This is a genomic window from Bacillus paramycoides (assembly GCF_001884235.1).
GTDB classification, from domain to species: domain Bacteria; phylum Bacillota; class Bacilli; order Bacillales; family Bacillaceae_G; genus Bacillus_A; species Bacillus_A paramycoides.
This window is the reverse complement of the sequence record NZ_MAOI01000122.1, coordinates 14,965-37,258: the sequence shown is the minus strand read 5'-3', so window position 1 is coordinate 37,258 and position 22,294 is coordinate 14,965. Positions and strand designations below refer to the sequence as shown.

Annotated in this window: 15 protein-coding genes; 13 read left to right on the top strand and 2 right to left on the bottom strand. The window is 35.9% G+C overall.

The window, feature by feature from the left end; genetic code table 11:
- Positions 1-28 precede the first annotated feature (28 nt).
- From lhgO to BAU28_RS25190, 8 genes are all read left to right on the top strand, one after another.
- Positions 29-1,231: an L-2-hydroxyglutarate oxidase gene (gene lhgO / locus BAU28_RS25225; protein WP_071720579.1), complete on the top strand. Its 1,203-nt coding sequence runs from the start codon at positions 29-31 to the stop codon at positions 1,229-1,231.
- A gap of 220 nt (positions 1,232-1,451) precedes the next feature.
- Complete coding sequence (locus tag BAU28_RS25220; protein WP_071720578.1) at positions 1,452-2,456, top strand: proline racemase family protein; 1,005 nt, start codon at positions 1,452-1,454, stop codon at positions 2,454-2,456.
- 26 nt (positions 2,457-2,482) lie between these two features.
- Positions 2,483-3,718 carry a dicarboxylate/amino acid:cation symporter gene (locus tag BAU28_RS25215; RefSeq protein ID WP_071720576.1) on the top strand — a complete coding sequence of 412 codons (1,236 nt, stop codon included), beginning with the start codon at positions 2,483-2,485 and terminating at the stop codon, positions 3,716-3,718.
- Positions 3,712-4,689 (top strand): ornithine cyclodeaminase family protein, encoded by a 978-nt coding sequence (locus BAU28_RS25210; RefSeq protein ID WP_071720574.1) that lies wholly within the window; start codon positions 3,712-3,714, stop codon positions 4,687-4,689. The genes BAU28_RS25215 and BAU28_RS25210 overlap by 7 nt, the downstream gene beginning before the upstream one ends.
- Before the next feature lie 385 nt (positions 4,690-5,074).
- Complete coding sequence (locus tag BAU28_RS25205; protein ID WP_071720572.1) at positions 5,075-7,330, top strand: dynamin family protein; 2,256 nt, start codon at positions 5,075-5,077, stop codon at positions 7,328-7,330.
- Between the two features lie 28 nt (positions 7,331-7,358).
- Entirely contained in the window at positions 7,359-10,610 is a 3,252-nt protein-coding gene (locus tag BAU28_RS25200) for an ATP-binding protein (protein WP_071720570.1), read from the top strand.
- Positions 10,607-11,164, top strand: a complete 558-nt coding sequence (locus BAU28_RS25195; protein ID WP_165615195.1) for an HNH endonuclease — start codon at positions 10,607-10,609, stop codon at positions 11,162-11,164. Before BAU28_RS25200 ends, BAU28_RS25195 begins: the two co-directional genes overlap by 4 nt.
- 42 nt (positions 11,165-11,206) lie before the next feature.
- Positions 11,207-11,647 carry an SMI1/KNR4 family protein gene (locus tag BAU28_RS25190; RefSeq protein ID WP_071720566.1) on the top strand — a complete coding sequence of 147 codons (441 nt, stop codon included), beginning with the start codon at positions 11,207-11,209 and terminating at the stop codon, positions 11,645-11,647.
- 80 nt (positions 11,648-11,727) lie between these two features.
- Here the strand turns inward: BAU28_RS25190 and BAU28_RS25185 are convergent, their stop codons facing one another.
- Positions 11,728-13,056, bottom strand: a complete 1,329-nt coding sequence (locus tag BAU28_RS25185) for an MFS transporter (RefSeq protein ID WP_071720565.1) — start codon at positions 13,054-13,056, stop codon at positions 11,728-11,730.
- 227 nt (positions 13,057-13,283) lie between these two features.
- On the opposite strand from BAU28_RS25185, the gene BAU28_RS25180 reads away from it, so the two are divergent.
- The 3 genes from BAU28_RS25180 to BAU28_RS25170 are packed head-to-tail and all read left to right on the top strand — an operon-like array spanning position 13,284 to position 16,543.
- Positions 13,284-14,873, top strand: coding sequence for an ATP-binding protein (locus BAU28_RS25180; RefSeq protein ID WP_071720564.1), 1,590 nt, complete (start codon positions 13,284-13,286; stop codon positions 14,871-14,873).
- Positions 14,874-14,891: 18 nt separating this feature from the next.
- Positions 14,892-15,569 carry a response regulator gene (locus BAU28_RS25175; protein WP_071720563.1) on the top strand — a complete coding sequence of 226 codons (678 nt, stop codon included), beginning with the start codon at positions 14,892-14,894 and terminating at the stop codon, positions 15,567-15,569.
- Positions 15,566-16,543, top strand: coding sequence for a tripartite tricarboxylate transporter substrate binding protein (locus tag BAU28_RS25170; protein WP_071720561.1), 978 nt, complete (start codon positions 15,566-15,568; stop codon positions 16,541-16,543). Before BAU28_RS25175 ends, BAU28_RS25170 begins: the two co-directional genes overlap by 4 nt.
- Positions 16,544-16,670: 127 nt before the next feature.
- Here the strand turns inward: BAU28_RS25170 and BAU28_RS25165 are convergent, their stop codons facing one another.
- Positions 16,671-18,065 carry a Sau3AI family type II restriction endonuclease gene (locus BAU28_RS25165; RefSeq protein ID WP_071720559.1) on the bottom strand — a complete coding sequence of 465 codons (1,395 nt, stop codon included), beginning with the start codon at positions 18,063-18,065 and terminating at the stop codon, positions 16,671-16,673.
- Positions 18,066-18,404: 339 nt separating this feature from the next.
- Between BAU28_RS25165 and dcm the strand changes: the two genes are divergently transcribed.
- Positions 18,405-19,688 (top strand): DNA (cytosine-5-)-methyltransferase, encoded by a 1,284-nt coding sequence (gene dcm, locus BAU28_RS25160; RefSeq protein ID WP_071720557.1) that lies wholly within the window; start codon positions 18,405-18,407, stop codon positions 19,686-19,688.
- Positions 19,689-20,106: 418 nt separating this feature from the next.
- On the top strand, positions 20,107-22,293 hold the full coding sequence (dptF, locus tag BAU28_RS25155; RefSeq protein WP_071720555.1) for a DNA phosphorothioation-dependent restriction protein DptF: 2,187 nt from the start codon (positions 20,107-20,109) through the stop codon (positions 22,291-22,293).
- Position 22,294 lies beyond the last annotated feature (1 nt).

Below are 22,294 nucleotides of genomic sequence, written 5' to 3'. Positions count from 1 at the left end.
CCTTTCATCATATTAAGGGGGAAGTAGGATGTATGACTTTATAATTATTGGCGGAGGAATTGTTGGTCTTTCAACTGGAATGGCTTTAACGAAAAAATTCCCTCGTGCGAAAATCGCGATCATTGAAAAAGAAAAGGAACTTGCACATCATCAAACTGGACATAATAGCGGAGTAATTCATTCTGGAATTTACTATAAACCAGGGAGTTATAAAGCAAAGTTTGCAAAAGAAGGAAATGCAGCTATGGTTCAATTTTGTAAAGAAAATGACATCGCTTATGACATGTGCGGGAAAGTAATTGTCGCTACAGAAAGAGAAGAACTTCCTCTTTTACATAACTTATATGAGAGAGGCTTACAAAACGATTTACATATTTCTAAAATTAGTCAGGAAGAATTAGCTGAAGTTGAGCCACATGTAAAAGGACTTGGCGCAATCCGTGTTCCTTCTTGCGGGATTGCTGATTATAAAGGAGTAAGTTATGCATTTGCTCGCTTAATTCAGGAAAACGGGGGAGAAGTACATTTAGGAACGGCCGCAGAGCAGATTGCTGAGAAAAAAGATGTCGTAACAATTGAGACAAACAAAGGCGTATTCAAAACGAAATTTCTCATTAACTGCGCTGGATTACATAGTGATCGTATTGCGAAAAAGACAGGAATATTAACGGATATGAAGATTGTTCCGTTTCGTGGTGAATATTACGAACTTATCCCAGAAAAACGTCATCTTGTAAAACATTTAATCTATCCAGTCCCAAATCCAGAATTTCCGTTTTTAGGTGTTCATTTCACAAGAATGATAAACGGAGACGTACATGCAGGACCAAATGCAGTATTAAGCTTCAAACGCGAAGGCTATACGAAAACAGACTTCAACATAAAAGACTTCATGGAAACAATGACATACACAGGATTTTGGAAAATGGCGATGCCAAATATGAAAGAAGGCATAAAAGAGATGGTGCGCTCATTTAGTAAACAATCATTCTTAAAAAGCTTACAGCGCTTAATACCAGAACTGACAGAGAAAGATATCGTACCAACCCATGCAGGTGTAAGGGCACAAGCTATTTTATCAAACGGAAATATGGTTGATGACTTCTGCATTATCCCTGGCATAAATTCTTTACATATTTGCAACGCACCATCTCCGGCGGCAACGGCTAGTATAAAAATTGGTGAGGAGATTGCTAAGCAAGTACCGGATGTAGTAGCGGTGAGGGTATGATGGGTCCCCCGAGGTTTCGGGGGATTTTTTTGGTTGGGGTTTGGTGAGTGTGTGGGTGATTGGAGGTTAATAATATCCCACTGTCTACTGTATAAAAAAGTAGACAGTGGGATATAAAATTCTTTACATTTTTCAGAAAAAGTGTAAATAAATTAGCGATCTGTACTTTGGCATAGTACTTGCAATGAAAATAGTATCAACATATAGGGGAGAGATAGAAATGAAGATTAGTAAAATATACACAACAATTGATGCTCACGTAGCTGGGGAACCACTTCGAATTATTACGGGCGGAGTGCCAGAGATAAAAGGAGAAACGCAACTTGAAAGACGCGCATACTGTATGGAACATTTGGATCATCTTCGCGAGGTTCTTATGTATGAACCGAGAGGGCATCACGGCATGTACGGTTGTATCATTACTCCGCCAGCAAGTCCCCATGCTGATTTTGGTGTATTATTTATGCACAATGAAGGCTGGAGTACGATGTGTGGTCACGGAATTATCGCTGTTATTACAGTAGGAATTGAAACTGGTATGTTTGAAGTGACAGGAGAAAAACAAAAATTCATTATAGATAGTCCTGCTGGAGAAGTCATTGCGTACGCAAAATATAACGGGAGCGAAGTAGAGTCGGTATCGTTCGAAAATGTTCCTTCGTTTGTATACAAGAAAGATGTTCCTATCAAAATAGATAACTATGAATTTCAAGTAGATATCGCGTTTGGCGGAGCATTCTACGCAGTTGTAGACAGTAAAGAATTTGGTTTGAAAGTCGATTTCAAAGATTTATCTGCTATTCAAACGTGGGGCGGAAAAATTAAACATTATATTGAAAGTCAAATGGAAGTAAAACATCCACTTGAAGAAGATTTAAAAGGAATATACGGCGTTATTTTCTCAGATGAACCGAAAGGAAAAGATGCCACTTTACGAAATGTAACAATCTTCGCTGACGGGCAAGTAGACCGTTCCCCTTGCGGCACAGGAACTTCCGCAAGAATCGCGACCCTTTTTGAAAAAGATGCCTTACAAAAGGGAGAAATTTTCATCCACGAATGTATCACTGACGGCCAATTTGAAGGAGAAGTATTATCCGTAACAGCGGTCGATAAATATGAAGCAGTCGTTCCGAAAGTGACGGGGCAGGCATTTATTACAGGATTTCATCAGTTTGTAGTAGATCCGAGAGATGTTTTGAAGCGGGGGTTTTTGTTAGCTTAATGTTTTCTTAAGGGAGGGACCTTTGGATGAAGTGGTGGCGAAAACAGAAGTTACCTGTGAAAATTTTGATAGGGGCATTAATCGGTATTGCTTTAGGGGTAGCATTTGGACCGAAAGTAGCGGTTTTAAAACCGATTGGGGATATATTTATTCGTTTATTACAAATGATTATCGTTCCTTTAACTTTTTTAAGCATCGTCTCAGGTATCGCACAACTTGAAAATCCGAAAATGTTAAGGACAATTGGCGGAAGAATTTTCATTTACTACGCTATCACAGTAGTATTAGCGACAAGTATTGGCGTAGTAATCGCTTTTATTATCAACCCTGGTAAAGGAGTAGAAGGTCTTCTTGCGAGTGGACAGAACTTTAAAGAAGAGAAGTTTAGTTTTATAGATAATATTGTGCAATGGTTTCCTTCTAACGTTATTCAAGCAGCTGCAGAAACGAGTATGCTTCAAATTATTATCTTTGCTATTTTTGTCGGCATGGCACTCATTCTTCTTGGCGACCAAGCGAAAGGAATTCGTAAATTAGTGCATGAAGGATCAGGAGTCATGATTAAAATTGCAGAGCTCGTTATTGGATTTGCACCATATGGAATTATGGCGTTAATTGCTCATGTAGTTGGTACATTTGGAGCAGACATGCTTACAGCGGTCGTTAGTTATGTAGTAGCTGATTATTTATCATTGTTACTCATTGTGTCCATTATGTACCCAATTATATTGAAAGTTTTCGGGAAAATAAGCCCAATTCATTTTTACAAACAAGTGAGTCCAGCTATGATCGTAGCTGCTAGTACGACATCAAGTAGCGCAACCCTTCCAGTAACGATGGAAGTAGCGCAAAAAAGACTTCGTATCCCTGAATCGGTAGCTGGTTTCACCATTCCGCTTGGAGCTACTGTTAATATGAACGGACTATCCGCAGCGCTCGGTGTTTTAGCGGTTTTCGCATTGAATGTATACGGTATTCCAATTACATTTGGGCTTATTATGCAAACTGTATTTTTAGGAATCGTCCTTGCAGCGGGCTGTGCCGGAGTAAAAGGTGCAGACGTTATTACTGCGACCATTTTACTTTCTACACTCGGCCTGCCGTTAACAATTATCCCAATCATTGCGGCTGTTTCTCCGCTCGTTGATATGGGCCACACAGTTGTAAATATTACAGGTGATTTAGTAGGGGCACAGGTCGTGAACGAAAATATCACATCTAGTGAGGAGAAGAACTTAGAAAAGGGTGAACAAATATGCTAGTCATAAGCGCGAACGAACAAAGAAACTTAGTAAATATGAACGAAGTCATTGAATACGCGGCGCTTGCTTTAAAAGAGTTTTCCGCAGAAAGAACCATTACACCAATTCGTGCCTCATTACCATTTGCGAACGAGCAAAATACCGCATTAATTATGCCTTCAGTAGCGGAAGGGCTTGAAGCATTTGGATTAAAAGTAGTAACAGTAGCCCCGCAGAATAAAAAGATAGGAAAGAAAACGATAAACGGGATCGTTATGCTATCAGACTTTCAAACGGGAGAACCGCTCGCGCTTTTAGAAGGATCGTACTTAACGATGATCCGAACAGGCGCCTTATCAGGAGTAGCGACAAAACATTTAGCTCGCCATAACGCAAAAAACTTATGCATCATCGGAACAGGTGAACAGGCGAAAGGAATTGCTGAAGCTGTACTAGCCGTTAGGGACATTGAAAAAATCATCCTATACAACCGAACGGAAGAAAAAGCCTATGCATTTGCGCAATATATACAAGAGACATTCAACAAACCGGCTTACGTCTACGCAAGTCCAGATGAAGCAATAAGCGAAGCAGACATCATCGTCACAACAACGAACGCATCCACACCAGTCTTCTCAGAAAAACTACAAAAAGGCGTCCACGTAAACGCCGTCGGATCATTTAGACCGAGTATGCAAGAACTACCATCTCACGCCATCGCTACCGCAAACAAAGTAGTAGTCGAATCAAAAGAAGCAGCGCTAGAAGAAACGGGTGACCTCCAAGTTCCGATTAAAGAAGGTCTATTCAAGGCAAACGACATACACGCCGAACTTGGTCAAATTATAAGCGGGGAAAAGGTCGGACGAGAAAACGATGAAGAGATTACTGTTTTCAAATCGGTGGGCTTGGCGGTAGTAGATATTATAGTTGCGAAGTATTTGTATGAAAAAGCAGTGGAGCGTGGAGTGGGGAATATGATTGAGTTTTGAGGCTGCCTTTTGGTGGTCTTTTTTTGTGTGGGTGTGCGGGTTTGGCTGGATTACGGAATAAAACCTTTGTCATGAAAGTTTAAAATAAATGATGAGAATAGACAAAAGTGCTCGTTTTCCTATGGTATAGTAATCGTATAGATAAGTGGAAGATTAAGGATGGTTTCTACAGTTGAGGGGATTGATTACATATATATCAGGGATGTTTGGGGTTAAATAAAACGTTACATTTCTTCGTACTATTACAGTTGAAGAACTAACATTCTCTTATATAGAGATATACAATTTAGAAAGAGGTTTACAGGATTTGGTTTATATTGAGGTTCCAGAAGCAGAAGATTATTTTTAAATTAAAAGTTTAATGAACTGGCAAGGAGAGAGAAGTATGGCAACAATTGTCTTGAAATATAATCCTTATAAGATTGAAACTGTGGTGACTATTGATGGGGAGCCAATTAAGGGCGATAGTTATTTAGCACAGTTTAGGGATACACGTTTGCAGTTGTGGATTGACCAACTTATGGAGAAGTTAGTAGAAGAATTAAATGAAGATACCTTCTCGCTTACTTTTGAAGGGACGGAATTTGATTTTGAAGATGTGGAAGAAGTATGTACTAAATATAATAAAGAACATAATACGAATATTATAGTGAATTATATTTCATCTGAAAATCATAATAATAAAATTGACGAGTTAGAAAAATTACTTACATACACGCAAGAAGGCCCATTTGAAGAACTTAAAAGCAATGCGATTCAACAAAATGTTGATAAGGCTTTAAGTTCAGAATTTGAAATTGCTGTCGTTGCAACAATGAGCTCGGGAAAATCGACTCTTATTAATGCTCTTTTAGGAATGGAGTTAATGCCTGCAAAAAACGAAGCTTGCACAGCTACTATTGCTACAATTAAAAATACTGAACAGAAAGATCTAGTATTAGGACGCAGTTTAAATCATGAACAAGAAGAAATTGAAGGATGGAAAGAGATCAATTTAGAAATGATGGAGCGCTTTAATAACGATGAAGAAGTATCAGATATTGAGATAAAGATGAATATCCCAAACATTTCTTCAGAGAAAATGAATCTTGTTCTTGTAGATACACCAGGACCGAATAATTCACGCAATAGTTCTCATCAAGATTATACATATCGAATTATTAAAAATGATACAAAACCAATGGTGCTATATATCTTGAATGCAACACAGTTAGGTATTCAAGATGATAATGATTTGTTAAACATAATAGCAGAACAAATGAAGAGCGGCGGGAAACAATCGCAAGATCGCTTTATTTTTGTAATTAACAAAATTGATGAATTTGATATAGAGGCAGGAGAAAGTGTTAGTAAAACCATTCGTACAGTTAGGGAGTACCTTGAAGAACAAGGGATTAAAAATCCTAATATTTTTCCTGCTTCAGCATTGATGGCAAAACTAATTCGAATGGATCAAAATGGTCATCAATTAACTAAAAAACAAAAAAAGGTACTGCGAGATCATGATTTGTTTATTGAGGAAGAAGAATTGAATTTATTAAAGTATGTGCCTTTAAGTAAAAAAAGAAAAGAAAGTCTTAATACGAAAGTGCTTGAAGCGAAAAGAGAAGAAGATACTTATCAAGAGGTATTGCTATATTCAGGTGTTCCAGCAATTGAAGAAGCGATAAATGAATATCTGGAGAAATATGCAGTGACATCTAAAATTACGACAGCTGTCAATTCGTTTAAGGATGTTGTCGAAGCAACAAAAGTAGAAAAAAACTTAACAAACGAGTTAGCTTCTAATGAGCAGAAGTGTGAAGAAATTTATAAGAAAATGAAAACATTAAATGAAGAAATTGATAGGGGGCATAAAGCTCAGCAATTTAAAGAATACGTCCAGTCTAAGCAATTCGGTTATCTTGGTGCTATTAAACAAATTGAAGATAAAATAGAATCGAGATTTGAGGACATGTGTGTAGATTTTCAAGGAGAAGAAAGAATTGAGGAGGAAAAAGCGATTAAACTTGCTTCTAAATTAAAAGAAGCAATCGAATCATTGCAAAATGACATAAAAATAGAGTTAGGGTTAGTTATTGAAAAAACTTTGAAGAATGATGCGCAAGGATTATTAGAAGAGTATGCAAAATATGTACAAGGTTTAACTGAAGTAGGTGCTAATGTATTTAGCGAAGAAGAATTCCAAATCTTATTCTTAGATATTCCAAATGTTGAATTGATAATGGAAGAAGATATATATAGTGATCATGTAAAAGAAAAAGATGGAGTGTTACATAGATTAGGGTTGGATAATATTTTTGAATTAATAGGGATAGACCTTTATAAAAATGCTTCTTCAACAAAAAGATTTGTTAATGTAAAAGATATTATTGAAAAAATAATTGATCCTGTAAAACAGGACTTATATAAAGGTATTTGGAATACAAGAGATTACTTGCAAAAAAAAGAAAAAACTTTAAAAGTGTACTTCAATAAGGAATTAGATAGATTAGAGATTATCTTGGAGAAGAAAGATAAAGAAATTGAAATGCTATCGGTTGATAGTGAAGAGATTAAAAAGAAATTAACGGCAGATAAAGAGAAATATGAATGGCTACAAAAATTGCAAATTCGTTTAAATAATATTTTAGAAATGTAATAAAAAGGAAAGAGGGGAGTGTAGGTAAATGAATGGGGAGTTATCTTTAAAGTATCAAAAGGAACTAGATGTTCGAAACTATGAAGAATTAGAGAGTGGACTTCAGTTAGCAAGTAGTTTTGTACAAAAAAGTTATATAAGCGAATTATCAAGTCATGAGGTTGTACCTGTTGATGTAGACTTGGATAGTGCAATAATAAGACAGCAAATCCGTTTGTTTAAAGTAGGAAAGCTTGTTTATGACAAAAATGAAAATATTATCGATAAGTTATTAAGTGTATATAATGCTGTATTTAATGTAAGAAGTGCAATAATTATGCTTTTGGAAAGTGATGGCGAACAAACGAATTTATATTTAGGTGTCCGAGCAAATTGTGATGAGAAAAGTATTCTTGTTCCGAAAGAAACATTAGAAAAAAGTTTTTTAGGAAATTTTCCTGGTAGTGACATTGAAACCTTAAGAAATCCTCAAATTGAGGAACTATTAAATAAAAGTATTGATTTGAAACATGGTAATTCTCGTGTTATATCTACTGTTTCAGGTATCCCTTCGTTAAAAGATAGTAATAAAGAAAACTTTGTACAGGGCATAGAAAAATTAGTAGATGCGATGAGGGGAGAAACCTTTACTGCGATTTTTATTTCGGACCCTGTTCTACATAAACAAGTAGAACAGATGCAGAATGGCTATGAGCAATTATATTCACAACTTGTTCCGTTTGCGCAATGTGATTTTAACTTTAATATAAATGATAGTCAGGCAATAACAGAGAGTTTAACACTAGGATTTAATGAAACTCTTAATGAGAATCTAACGCAAACGCAAAGTTTTACAAGCGGTAATTCTGAAACAAAAGGTAGTTCTAAAACAAAAGGAAAGACAAAAAGCTTAGCTGGAGTAGCACCAATTATAGGGGCAGGATTGGGAGCAGTAGTAGCTGGATCATTTGGAGCTGCTTTTGGTGGCAGTATTGGTAGTGCGGCAGCAAGTATTATAGGAAGCAAATCTGAAAGCAAAGCTTTCAATGAATCTGATACTAAGAGTCAATCAAAAACGGAAGGTACATCTAGTACAACCGGTAAATCTAATTCTACTTCTACACAAGAGGGGAAATCAGAAACATTATCTATTGGAAATACAAAAGGTATTCAGTTGAATTTTGAAAATAAGGCTGTAACAAATTTACTTGAACAAATCGATGAACAACTAAAGCGAGTAAAAAGTTCAAATGATTTTGGAATGTGGAATACAGCGTGTTATTTTGTAGCACCAAGCCAACAAGTGGCTGAAGTAGCTGCAAGTACGTTTAAAGCGCTTATGCGCGGTGAAAATTCATCTATAGAACATTCGGCAATTAATACATGGACTTCAGAACAAAAAGACAAAGTTTCTGAAGTTGGGCGCTATTTGAAGCAATTAAGGCATCCTATTATCGATATGAAAGTAGAAAATGGATTGGATATGCCCTATGTAACGCCAGGTTCATTGTTGAGTGGTAAAGAAGTAGCGATTATGATGAACTTACCGCGCAAATCTGTAAGTGGTATACCTGTTCTTGAAACGGCGGAATTTGGACGTAATGTATTTTCATATGAAGATACAGAAAACGGTTCAAAAATAAATATAGGTAAAGTTTTTCATATGGGAAAAGTAGAACAAACAAATGTAGAGATAGATGTTCAAAGCTTAGCTATGCATACTTTTGTTACAGGTTCTACCGGTTCAGGAAAATCTAATACAATTTATAGGTTATTACATGAATTGAACCGTAAGCGTATTCCGTTTCTTGTAATTGAACCTGCAAAGGGAGAGTATAAACAAATATTTGGTGGACGTGAAGGTGTCCATGTGTTTGGGACAAACACAAAATTTACGCCATTATTAAAAATCAATCCTTTAAAATTTCCAGATGAGATTCATGTACTTGAACATATAGATCGTTTAGTAGAAATTTTTAATGCATGTTGGCCGATGTATGCGGCGATGCCTGCGGTTTTAAAAGAAGCGATTGAGAGAGTATATGAAGAAAACGGATGGGACCTTGAAACGTCACTTCACATTGAAGGGGAATCAACTTTTCCAACGATGCATGATTTAGTAAAAGTCTTACCAGAAATTATTCATGAATCTGGTTATTCTGATGAGTTGAAAAGTAATTATATAGGTGCATTAGTCACGCGTGTTCGATCATTAACTAATGGATTAGTTGGGCGTATTTTTTCAGGCGAGGAAATTAATAATCAGCAATTATTTGATGAAAACTGTTTGATTGATTTAAGCCGTATTGGTTCATCTGAAACAAAGGCATTATTAATGGGGATTTTATTTATGAGATTGCAGGAGCATCGTATGGCAAATGCGCAAGGGATGAATCAATCATTAAAGCATGTTACTGTTTTAGAAGAAGCTCATCATTTATTGCCTAAAACTTCGAATTCGCAATCACAAGAGGGAAGTAATCTTCAAGGCAAATCAGTTGAAATGATTACGAATGCGATCGCAGAAATACGTACTTACGGTGAAGGGTTTATCATTGCAGATCAATCACCAAATTTACTAGATACATCAGTTATTCGTAATACGAACACAAAGATTATTCTTCGTTTACCTGAAGGAAGTGATCGTCGTGAAGTTGGTCTTGCAGCTAGCTTAAATGAAGATCAAATCAATGAAATACCTAAATTGAAAACAGGGGTTTCAATTGTGTATCAAAATAATTGGCTACAGCCAGTATTATGTGCTTTTGAAAAATATAAAAATGAAAATCCATATGTACATAAAGAGGATGTTAAGTCTTTAAATCAAAGTAAGAAAAATACCGGTGACATTTTAAAAATTCTCTTATCTGGTCGTATTACAGAAAAACTAGATTTAAATAAGAGTGAACAGGAAATTGAAAAATTGCAAAGTTGGCTATCAAATACGAGTTTACCAACTAATCTTAAACAAAATGTGTTCATGGAACTTTCTTCTTTTAAAAACAAAGAAGAGGTCAAATATTGGGAACAAAGTTCATTTGATGAACTTTCTAAAGTGGTTTGGAATTTACTTCATGGGGATAAACTTCAAAAGTATGCGAAAGCAGCTATGTCATTTGATCAATATAACGAAAAACTAAGATTGGCGCTAAAAAGATATGTAGTTTTGGAAGAAAATTATGAATTAGAGCAATCAATAATCCAATGCTTATTGTATCAACATTCCATTGAAAAACCAGCTTTCAAAGATTTTTACTTCAATTGGGTAGAAGATGCTCGGCAAAAGGAGCGATATTTATGATTGAAGCAGTTACACAAACATTTTTAGAAATTCAAAAGCAAGATGTGATGAAAGGGACTACGGATATTCCTTCATTTGCACGGGAAATGACTCCTAAAGAGATACATAGTTATGAAGAGGCGAATAAGCCAATCCGCTATGTAGAGACAAGAAATCAGAGTTTAGAGAACGATTTGCATCCTATTACAGGAGTTCCTTTTGAAAAGAAAATAATTGAGCTACCAAGCGGTGAAGTAGTAGAAGGTGTTTTTCCAGAGTTTCCTGTGACATATGAAGTACAATTAGAGGAACAGCAATACTTAAATAGTGATGCAAGACAATTCAAGACTGCGATCAGAAATTTAGGCCAAGATGTTGAGTATAATCTAGATCTACAAAAGAAATTTACACCTGAACAGCTTGAACAAATTAAATATAGTGAAACACCAGATGGTTATGTGTGGCATCATTCTGAACAACCAGGAGTTTTACAACTCGTAGATAAAGAGTTACATGATAAAAGTGGTCATACAGGTGGACGTAATTTATGGGGCGGAGGAACAGAACATCGATAAACGGTTACTAAGTAAATAGTGAGAGAAGGGGTGAATTATAATATGAATGTAAACTGGATTATGTCCAAGCCGTTAAGGGATGAAAAAGAGGTTAGTCGCTTTGAAAACATGTTAGGGATTGTACTTCCAGAGGATTATAAGGTATGTGTTGATTATAATAACGCTGGTCGTCCCAGACCAAATGTGTTTGATACAGCTCATCGGAAAGAGTTAGTTGCAAAAGCACTACTGTCATTTGACCAATCACATGTAGAGAATATATGGACTACATATGAAAACTTAAAAAATCAGTTACCTAAACTAATTGTTCCATTTATGAGTGATCAATTTGGTAATTATATTTGCTTTGATTATAGGACTTCTAATGAAATAACTGTTGTATTATGGGATCATGAATTAAGCCATCAAAATATAACAGAAGGAATTATATATATAGCTAATAGTTTCTCAGAGTTTGTTGAAGGATTGTATGAATTGAATTAAGTGTAGTGAAGAAGGATGCCAACTTGATAGAAGCAAGTTGGCATTTGTTTTTTAGGGAAGAGAAATTATAAGGATTGAAACTAATTTGATTTAGATTTATTACTAGCTAGTGTATCTCCCGCACTCAACTCCGCCTCAATCTGCGAAGTCTTCGAAGACTCTGCCATACGCCAATACGTGATAAAGCTTATTGCGATACATCCAGCTACATAGAAGTAGAATAATGATTCCAATCCGATACTCTTTAGCCATAATGCGATGAACTCTGCTGTTCCACCGAATATCGCAACTGTTAGTGCATAGGGGAAGCCTACGCCTAATGCGCGAATTTCAGTTGGGAAGAGTTCCGCTTTTACAATTGCGTTAATGGAAGTATAACCAGTAACGATAATGAGACCGACCATCATGAGTAAGAATGCTACGATTGGTTCTGTCGTTTTTTCCAGGAAGAAGAATAGTGGTGCTGTTAGTAACGTTCCGAGAATACCGAAAGCCATTAATAGTGGGCGACGTCCAATTCGGTCGGATAGTAGCCCGGCAATCGGTTGAAGTACTACGAATATAAGTAGTGCGACAAAGTTAATCCAGCTTACAACTTCTTTCGGGAGACCGACTGTGTTTACCATGAATTTTTGTAGATATGTTGTGTACGTATAGAATGCGACAGTGCCGCCTAGTGTTAGGCCGACTACTGTTAATACTGCTTTCGGGTGTTTCATAAGAGCGCGAATAGTTCCAGCACTTTCGCGATTTTTAGATTCCATTTTTGAAAACTGCTCCGATTCATCCATCGTACGGCGAAGCCATAATACAGCTACTGCTCCCATCGCTCCAATAATGAACGGAATACGCCATCCCCAAGCCTTCATATCTGGTTCACTTAGTAATTGCTGAAGAACAATTTGAACACCTAACGCAACCATCTGTCCAGCAACGAGCGTTACATATTGAAAGCTTGAATAAAAACCACGGCGACCACTACTAGCCATCTCAGATAAATAGGTTGCTGAAGTTCCGTACTCTCCGCCGAGTGACAATCCTTGAAGTAAACGGGCAAGAACTAAAATAATTGGGGCCATGACACCAATGCTTTCGTAACTAGGTGTACAGGCAATGATTAAAGAACCACCGGCCATAATCGTAATAGAAAGAGTTAATGCTGCCCGGCGCCCGTGCCGATCGGCATAACGTCCCATTAATAGACTACCGATAGGACGCATTAAAAATCCGACTGCGAAAATAGCCGCTGTGTTTAGCAATTGACTAGTTGGATCCCCTTTAGGAAAGAACTCTGCTGAAAAATATACAGCGAAAGCAGAGTAAACGTACCAGTCGTACCATTCAATTAAATTGCCGACGGAACCTTTGAAAATATTTCCGGTGACTCGGCTAGATTTTACTTGAGCCATAATAATTCCTCCTCTTGCTATAAATAAAATAATATTTATGAAAGCGTGTTCATTGTAGTTGAATTGTACTGTTTTTGAATAGTAATCTCAATATTATGACAATTTTATTCTTTTTGTACTTTATGTACATGACATTTTTATCTTAATAGTTGATTAATATTGAGTTTTGTCATAATAATTGAATAGGAGATTGATATTTTTGAATATTTAATCAAAGGATATGAAGCATGAAAAAATCACGAAAAGTGTCACTACAAACGAAAATATTAGGATTAATCATTACATTAATTTTATTTGTCGTTCTCCTTTTAGCGGGAATATTTGTTTACATTCAGTCTGTTGATACGAAGCGCCAAGTCGAACAATTAGCTCTGCAAACGGCTAAGTCTCTTTCTTTTATGCCAGCTATAAAGGAGGCATTTCAAAATAATGATGGTAAAAGTACCGTTCAATCAATTGCGGAACAAGTTCGTGAGCAAGCGGATGCAGATTATGTAGTTATAGAAGATCGTTATGGGGTTATTTATTCACATTCTAATTCGGAGTTGATTGGTACAAAAAGCAATAATCCATATAACTATGAAGCGCTCACTTTTGGTGGCTATTATACGCTCGAAGGGAAAGGTGCAAGCGGTCCTGCCTTAATGGCAAAGGCGCCAATTATTGTTCATAACGGAGACTATGATCAAGTCGTAGGCGTTGTTACAGTAGAGTTTTTAATAAAAGGTATTGAATCTAACATATTGAACAGAACGAAAGAAATTATACTCTTTTCTTTAGCGGTGTTACTAGTTGGAGTCATTGGCGGCATACTTTTAGCGCGTAGTATTCGGAAAGATACACTAGGCCTAGAACCGAATGAAATTGCAGCGCTATACCGGGAACGAAGCGCAATACTTTTATCTATAAAAGAAGGGATTATCGCTATTGATCAAAACGGTTTTATTACTATGATGAATACGTCGGCAGAAGAGATGCTGCAGGTAAATGATGAATATGTGCATCAGCATATTTCAAAAGTTTTACCGGAATTTAGTATGGAGAGAGTGCTAGAAAACGATCAAGAAATCGCATTTCAAGATAAAGTGTTTATTTTAAACATGACACCGATACTCGAAAATAACAGTACGGTAGGCGTAGTATGTAGTTTTAGAGATAAAACGGAATTGCAGAACTTAGTTAATACGATATCTGAGGTAAGAAAGTACTCAGAGGACTTACGTGCTCAAACACATGAATTTACAAATAAGCTTTTCGTGTTATCGGGCTTACTTCAGTTAGGACATTATAGAGAAGCTATTGAATTTATCCAACAAGAATCTAATATTCATCAAAGTCAAAATCATATTTTATTCCATCAAATTCACGATGCGAAAGTACAAGCTATTTTATTAGGAAAACTCGGAACAGCGTCTGAGAAGAAAATTGATTTTCATATTGAAGGAGATAGTATGCTTCATCCGTTACCAGATCATATAAAAGTTTCACACCTTATTACGATTCTTGGAAACATGATCGATAATGCGTTTGATGCGGTGAGTACGCAAGAGGAAAAGAGTGTTTCATTTTTTATTACGGATATTGGACACGATATTGTGTTTGAAGTGATAGATAGTGGAGAAGGAGTACCAACAGAAAAAATCACGACCATTTTTCAAAAAGGATTTTCAACGAAAGGAAATAATCGTGGTTACGGGCTAGCAAACGTGAAAGAAATGGTAGATCTACTACAAGGAACAATTGAAATTCAGAACGAGAAAAATGGGGGAGCTATTTTTACAATTTACCTTCCGAAAACATTGAGAGAAAGTAAATGACAAACAGGGGGATGGCATATGTTGAAGGTTGCAATTGCAGAAGATGATTTCCGCGTAGCACAAATTCAAGAAGAGTTTTTAGCAAAAATAAAGAACGTAAAAGTGATCGGGAAAGCATTGAACGCAAAAGAAACGATGGAACTACTACAAAAGGAAGAAATCGATTTGCTTCTATTAGATAATTATTTACCAGATGGAATTGGAACCGACTTATTGCCGAAAATTCATGCTGACTTTCCAAACGTTGACGTCATTATAGTTACAGCGGCGAATGAAAACCATATGTTAGAAAAAGCAATTCGAAATGGCGTAAGTAACTATCTTATTAAACCGGTCACGTTAGAAAAATTTGTTCGTACCATTGAGGACTATAAGAGAAAGAAGCAATTATTACATAGTAACAATGAAGTAAATCAAGCACTAATCGATAACTTCTTTGGCACTTCGCAAATACAACATATGAAAAACTTACCGACAGGTGTTGATCCGTTAACACTTCAAAAGGTGAAAGGAATTATACAAGGGTTCGAAGAGGGAATTACAATAGAAGAAATGGGAGAACAAATGGGAGCTTCCAGAACAACCGCAAGAAGATATTTAGAATATTTAGTAGCGACAAACGAATGCACAGTAGAGTACACATACGGCATTATCGGACGACCAGAGCGAAAGTATCGAATAGGACGAGGATTATGAAAAAACGATTATTACTATGTATATGGATTATGACAGGAGTAATAGCTGGTTGTTCTTCGGAAAAACCTCAAACGAATACAGTAAACATAGACAAAGTAGAAATCGTTGCACCGAACGTTCAAGGGGCTGGATGGGACTTAACGGCACGGGCGATGCAGAAAACACTGACAGAAGAAAAAATCTTCACAAAACCAATCACTGTCACAAACAAAGTAGGAGGCAGCGGTGATGTCGGATGGAAATATACGAAACAAAAAGGCGGTCACGTACTTGCGATTAACTCAAGCTTACTCATAACAAATAACCTACTAGGCCACAGTAAACTAACATATAAAGACTTCACACCACTCGCAACACTAGCGTCAGATTGGGAAGTCGTTGTCGTATCAAAAGACTCAAACATAGAAAACGCAAAACAACTAATGGAACAGCTAAAACAAGGCAAGAAAAATTTCAAAATCGGCGTTGCCCCCGGCTTAGGAAACGACGATCACCTATCCTTCGTACAAGTAAGCAAAGCCTTCGGCATGAACCCTGCCGAACTAGAATTCTTCGTCTACGAAAACAAAGAAAAAATCATAAACGCCCTAACGAACAAACAAATCAACGCCGCAACCATGACCCTATCCGAAGCCGAAAAACAATACAAAGCAGGCAAAATAAAAATACTAGCCGTATCCTCCGAAAAACGCTTAGACCGACTACCAGAAACCCCAACATGGAAAGAACAAGGAATCGATGTTGTCTTCCAGCACTGGAAAGGAATTATGGGTCCGAAAGATATGACGGAAGAAGAGATTGTTTATTGGGATGATGTCATTAAGAGGATGGTTGAGAGTGATACTTGGAAGGGGATTTTGAGGGAGAGGGGTTGGGAGAGCTTTTATAAGGGGAGTGGGGAGACGAGGGTGTTTTTGGAGGAGAGTGGTTTGGGATATGGGGGAATGGTGAGGGAATCTGGGATGAAAAAATAAGAGGTAGTAATCATATGGAACCGACGTAAATTTGTTATAAACGAAAATCTCCTTCTCTATTTACATACTAATTATGTAAATAGAAAAGGAGATTATTGGTGATATAAAGATTTTAGATTAAAATAAATTATTTGTTAAGGTTATTGGCGATAACAGAAGCAATATAAGAATTGTTCAACCAATAACACTGCTTTGTAATTTGCTGATCATCAGGTAAAGTTACTTTATCGGCACCGTTGCGGGCTTTTGGTCTAATATGTGTAACACCGTTGAAAGTCATTTTCGGTAAGTTGTTTACTTCAACTTCTTTATCACCACGTTTTTTATATTCAATTTGAATACCCTCATTTATTACTTTATTAACTTCTTCCCATAGTTCACGTATTTCTTTTTCTATTGTGGGGACAGGCATGTTCCAAAGTTGAATACCTTTAAAGTAGAGTTTACGGTTTGGGTTTTCTTTTTTTGTTTGGTTAAATTCAAAAATTACGAACAAAAACTTGGTTTGATAGAAGCGTTCTCGAATTTCGCTTTCTTCCCATGATTCATTTGTCCATTGATGAAAATCAATCGTTTCAAATGACATGCTTTGTTCTGGTTTTCCGTTGGGTTCTAAACGAATTGTCTTGAATTCTATATTGGCCTTCGCAAACTCTTCAATTTTATCGAGTCGAGTTCCTTTAATACCAAGTAAAGAGCTTACTAATAATGGAACAAAGCTCTTGGTTGTAGGTTTGTAGTCGATAGATAATTTTTGAGCGATTTCTTGATCAGTTAGGCCTATGTAATTCTCAAATTTTGAATAAAGGATTTCTTCTAAAGATTTTCCTTTTAGTTCATTTGTTGTTGTAAAACTTACTAGTTCTTCGTTTAGGAGATATCTGCGAACTAGTGCTGTCATATAAGAAGGCTTTAATGAAAAAGCTCTTTGCATTGCTTGAATTTCAGAATACGGTTGTGAACGAAGTGAATTTTTATTGGAACCTTTTGTACAAGCTCCTAAATAGTTTGTATCACCTTCAGATAATTCATGTGCTTTGCCAGCACGAATTTTATTTAAGATGATTTCCCAGTCTTGTTTAATTATTTCTAAATCAGCTTCGGGATAGGTGAATAGAAGGCTTTTTGTAATATGAAAATCTTTACGGTCTACGCCAGGTACCCATTCATAGAACATTAGTAGTAGCTTTTCGTTTTTTTTCCAAAAGCTTGATGTCTCAAAGTGTGTATGAACTTCTTCCATATAGTTGATAATATTTAAGACTAGCCGTTCTTTGGCTGATAATGAACCGTTTTTATTTTGTTTAAATGCAGTTACTTTGAGTTCAATACCAAGGTGTTTAAAGTCAGCTTCTGCGTTTGAATTTACTTCATATCCAAAAAAGCTTTCCTCGATTACTTGGCCTAGTCCGCCTTTTGACTTTGCGTTTGCAAGTCGGTTAGTTGAATCAATTTCACCAAATGTTTTTCCTTCAGCTTCTCGCGCTTTTTGCATTAGTTCTTCTATTGTAGTGTAGTCCATAATAATCTCCTTTCTGTATCCGGTGCTCTGTCGTATGATTTTAAACATTACATATTAAAGTTATGCTATAATAAAAAGCTGTTTCAATTTTATACAAGTAAAATTTATAAGAAGGAAAAGTCAGTTTGTTCTATTAAATAACAGTTATATTGGATCTGTTCAAGTCAGTTTGTTTCGTTTATACTATTGATATAGTAACGAAGTATTTTCTTAACGGTTACAAGCCAAAAAAGAACTGTAAAAAGTACGATTCCTAAAATGTTATAGTTGATCTTTTCCTCACTTTTTATTATAATGAAGCATAGATAAATAAAATACCGAAAGGATGTTCGTGTATTTATGGTGAAAGTAGTAGAACTTTTTGCGGGAGTAGGAGGTTTTAGATTAGGACTAGAAGCAAACGAAAACTTTGAAGTTCTTTGGGGGAATCAGTGGGAACCCTCAACTAAAGCACAACATGCATTTAATTGTTATGCAACTCGCTTTGAAAATAAAGGAATACATGTAAATAGAGATATAACTGAAGCTTGGCCGGAAGTACCTGAGCATGATTTATTAGTAGGGGGATTTCCTTGCCAAGACTATTCTGTAGCACGTACTTTATCAAATGAAAAAGGAATACAAGGGAAAAAAGGTGTTCTTTTTTGGGAGATAATGAACATAGTTAATTCTCGCAAACCAAGATTTGTTTTGTTAGAGAATGTAGATAGATTATTGAAGTCACCAGCAAAACAAAGAGGTCGTGATTTTTCTATTATGCTGGCTAGCTTTAGAGATGCAGGATATGCAGTTGAATGGCGAGTTATTAACGCTGCGGATTATGGAAACTCACAAAGAAGACGAAGAGTATTTATTTTCGCATACTTAAAAGAATCTCATTTCGCATCTGTTCAAAGTGAAATGAAGTCATTAGGGATATTGTGTGAAAAGGGATTTTTCGCTCCGATTTTTAAAGTGCATGAAGCGCCTGAGGAAAACAAAAAAAGAGGGCAATTTGAGTTGCCGGTCGATATTATTGAGGTTTCTGATACATTTAAAGCTGAATACTATAATTCTGGCGTGATGATAGATGGACAAGTATATACCGAAGAAGTAGTTCCGGTAACTGAAAATCCAGAGACTTTAGGTGAGGTTGTTCAGAAAGTATATGATAAATTTGGTCCTGCAGATGAATCATACTATTTGAAAATGGATAAGGTTAACAAAAAGGGAAGAACGGAATTTGAGGAACTTAAGTACCTTAAAGGTCCTAAAAAAGAAGAAAGAGTATCAAAGGCGACGGGCCATAAGTATTTCTACTCTGAGGGAGGAATGGCTTTCCCTGATGATTTAAATAAGCCTGGACGTACAATGTTAACAAGTGAAGGGACATGTAATAGAAGTTCTCATGTAATTGAAGATCCTTATACGAAAAGATTAAGATATTTAACGCCAGCTGAATGTGAGTTGTTAAATGGTTTCCCAATGGACTGGACAAATACAGGTATGCCACAACGAAACAGATACTTTTGTATGGGAAATGCTTTAGTGGTTGATTTGGTGGAGCGAATGGGTCAAAGGATTTTAGAGATTAACAAAGAAGAAGAGAAAATGAAGGACTTTGTGCAGTTGAGTTGGTTTTAGTTGACAGAGCTTGTACAAGCCAATATATAGTTCTATAGGAAAGTAGCTTGATTTTGTATTAATACAAAATCAAGCTACTTTTTTTGAAATAAGATAGATGATTATCAAGATATAAGGATTGTGAAGAATCTATGCAGTTTTTCTTTATTTTGAAATTAATATTAAGTAATTGGTTATTATATTTAATTCTAATCATTAATGTTTTTTATTCCACCAGTGTCTTTATTATTGTGAAGAAAGAAGGGATTAATTGAAATAATCGTTATACAATTGGACAGAATGTTGGAATATACACATTAATTATATGTTTTTTGAATCCACCCATAATTAGCCATTTTTTGATATAATTTTATAAAGTAAGGAAGTATAACATTATGATATTAAAAGGGAAGTTCCTAAATAAAGGGAGATTAGAACCATGAGGAAAGAGTTAACATGGAAGCAGTTAAAAAGAATAATAGAGTTAAATGATGATTTAATGGATTATAGTGAATTACAAATAATGTTGAAAGATAAACCGGGACTTGCTGTTGCTTATATGGATCAAGTCTTTTGCTCCATTTCATTTCAACGAATGCAGCAGTTAGCAATCCAAGCAAGTAGTGAAGAAATCAAAGAATATTATTTTGAATTATCTACAATAGAAACAGCATGGATGCTATTAAAAAGTGAGTTTGGTATTTCCAATAAAGAATTTGATTGTGCTATGGAATACTATGGGTTAAGTAGGAAAAAGTTTGAAAATAATTTTACTGTGCAGGAAGCTCAACAAGGATTAGATTGTATATTATTAATTTCGGAAAAGTTAGTAATTGATGAATCTAAAGCGGAAGATGTTGTTAACCTAGATGTGAGCCAAATGGAGGCGGCTGCTACAATAGATGAAGAATTAAAAAAAGAAATAACGACCGAAACTACCTATTCAACGGACGAGAGTAGGTTTGTTTCACTGTTAGAAGTCTTACAATCTTCCTCGAAGGAATCTGTAGTAAACGCTAACTCATTTGGGCTTCTCCAGAATTATATGCATGTGGAACGGGATATTCAAAAAGAGTTAGAAAAAATATTGATAGAGTTAAAGCAGAAAGAAAATCCGAGTTTAATTCTCTTATGCGGGAGTGTAGGGGACGGTAAGAGTCACTTATTAGCTTATATGAATGAAAATTATTCTGAACTTTTAAAAGGCGTTATGATTCATAATGATTCAACGGAATCGTATGATCCGGATAAAAACTCGTTGGAAACGCTCGAAAAGGTGTTAGCGTCTTTTGAAGAGGGTGGTATTGCTAATAGACATGTTATTATCGCGATTAATCTTGGTATTTTACATAATTTTTATAGTCACCAAAGAAAAAACGGTAGATTCCAAGCTTTATGTAATTTTATAGACAACTGTAGGGTGTTTGATAAGGGACAGGATGTAATGAATCATGATGGTAATTTCCATCTGCTTAATTTTGCTGATACACAGCCATATGTATTAACTGAGGAAGGGCCGAAGTCTCCATTTTTCTTACAGCTCATTAATAAGGTAACAAATCAAGACTATGCAAATCCGTTTTACGCTGCGTGGGTTCAAGACAAAGAAAATGGAGTAATAAGTGCAGCACACTATAACTATTTGTTGTTACAACAACAAGAGGTAAAGGAATCAATTGTTCAGGCACTTATTGAAGCAATGGTAAAGAAAAAAGTATTTATTTCTACTCGTGCATTTTACAATTTTTTATTTGAAATCATGGTACCTACTAAACATGAATTGCTTGTAAATGATTCAGCGATGCTTGTAAACGATATGTTACCAAATTTAATGTATGGTCACCCGGATCGTTCGTCATTATTAACCACTTTAAATGAAATTGATCCGTTAAAAAGAAGGTCGGAAGGAACAGATCAATTGGTTTCAAATCTCATACTGAAAGCAGACGCATTCCAATATGTGAAGGAAGTACTGGGAGAAAAGACCAGCATTGGTGCATGGAAATCCGTTAATAATATGCATCAACAGGGGGCACAAATAGAATTTTCTAGGCTATTTGTACGACAGCATTCCTTATTATTTAAACAGGATTATGATGATGCATACCAAGAGTTTATAGCATATCTATATTCTTTCTATAAAGGGAATGAAGAAGGAATTGGTAAACTTTTTGAGTTGATTGAAAAAGTGATATATGCTTGGAAGGGTTCACCAAAAGATCGTTATGTTTTTGCAGATTCCCCTAACAAAAGTTTTCGGATGGCATTTGAAATTAATATTAATCCAGAAGTGGATGGAAATGTGTTTGGCTTAGCGGATCAACTAAATAAGGTGGAGTGTTTTACACCATCAATGAGGCTTGGGTATAGCCAAAAAGGAAAGACATTTCTATTTGAACTAGATTATAAACTTTATTCACTACTCAAACGAATAAATGAAGGGTATCGCCCTAACCGTCAGGATATACAAGATGCACTTCAATTTTATGAATTCCATGAAAAACTCCTACAATCAGCAGATAAAAAAAATAATGTGCTTCTTGTTCGTACTCATGATGGGACTATTCTTGAAGTGAAGAAGCCACGATTTTCGAAAGCGAAGTTTGAAGTCGGGAGGGTGAATTAAG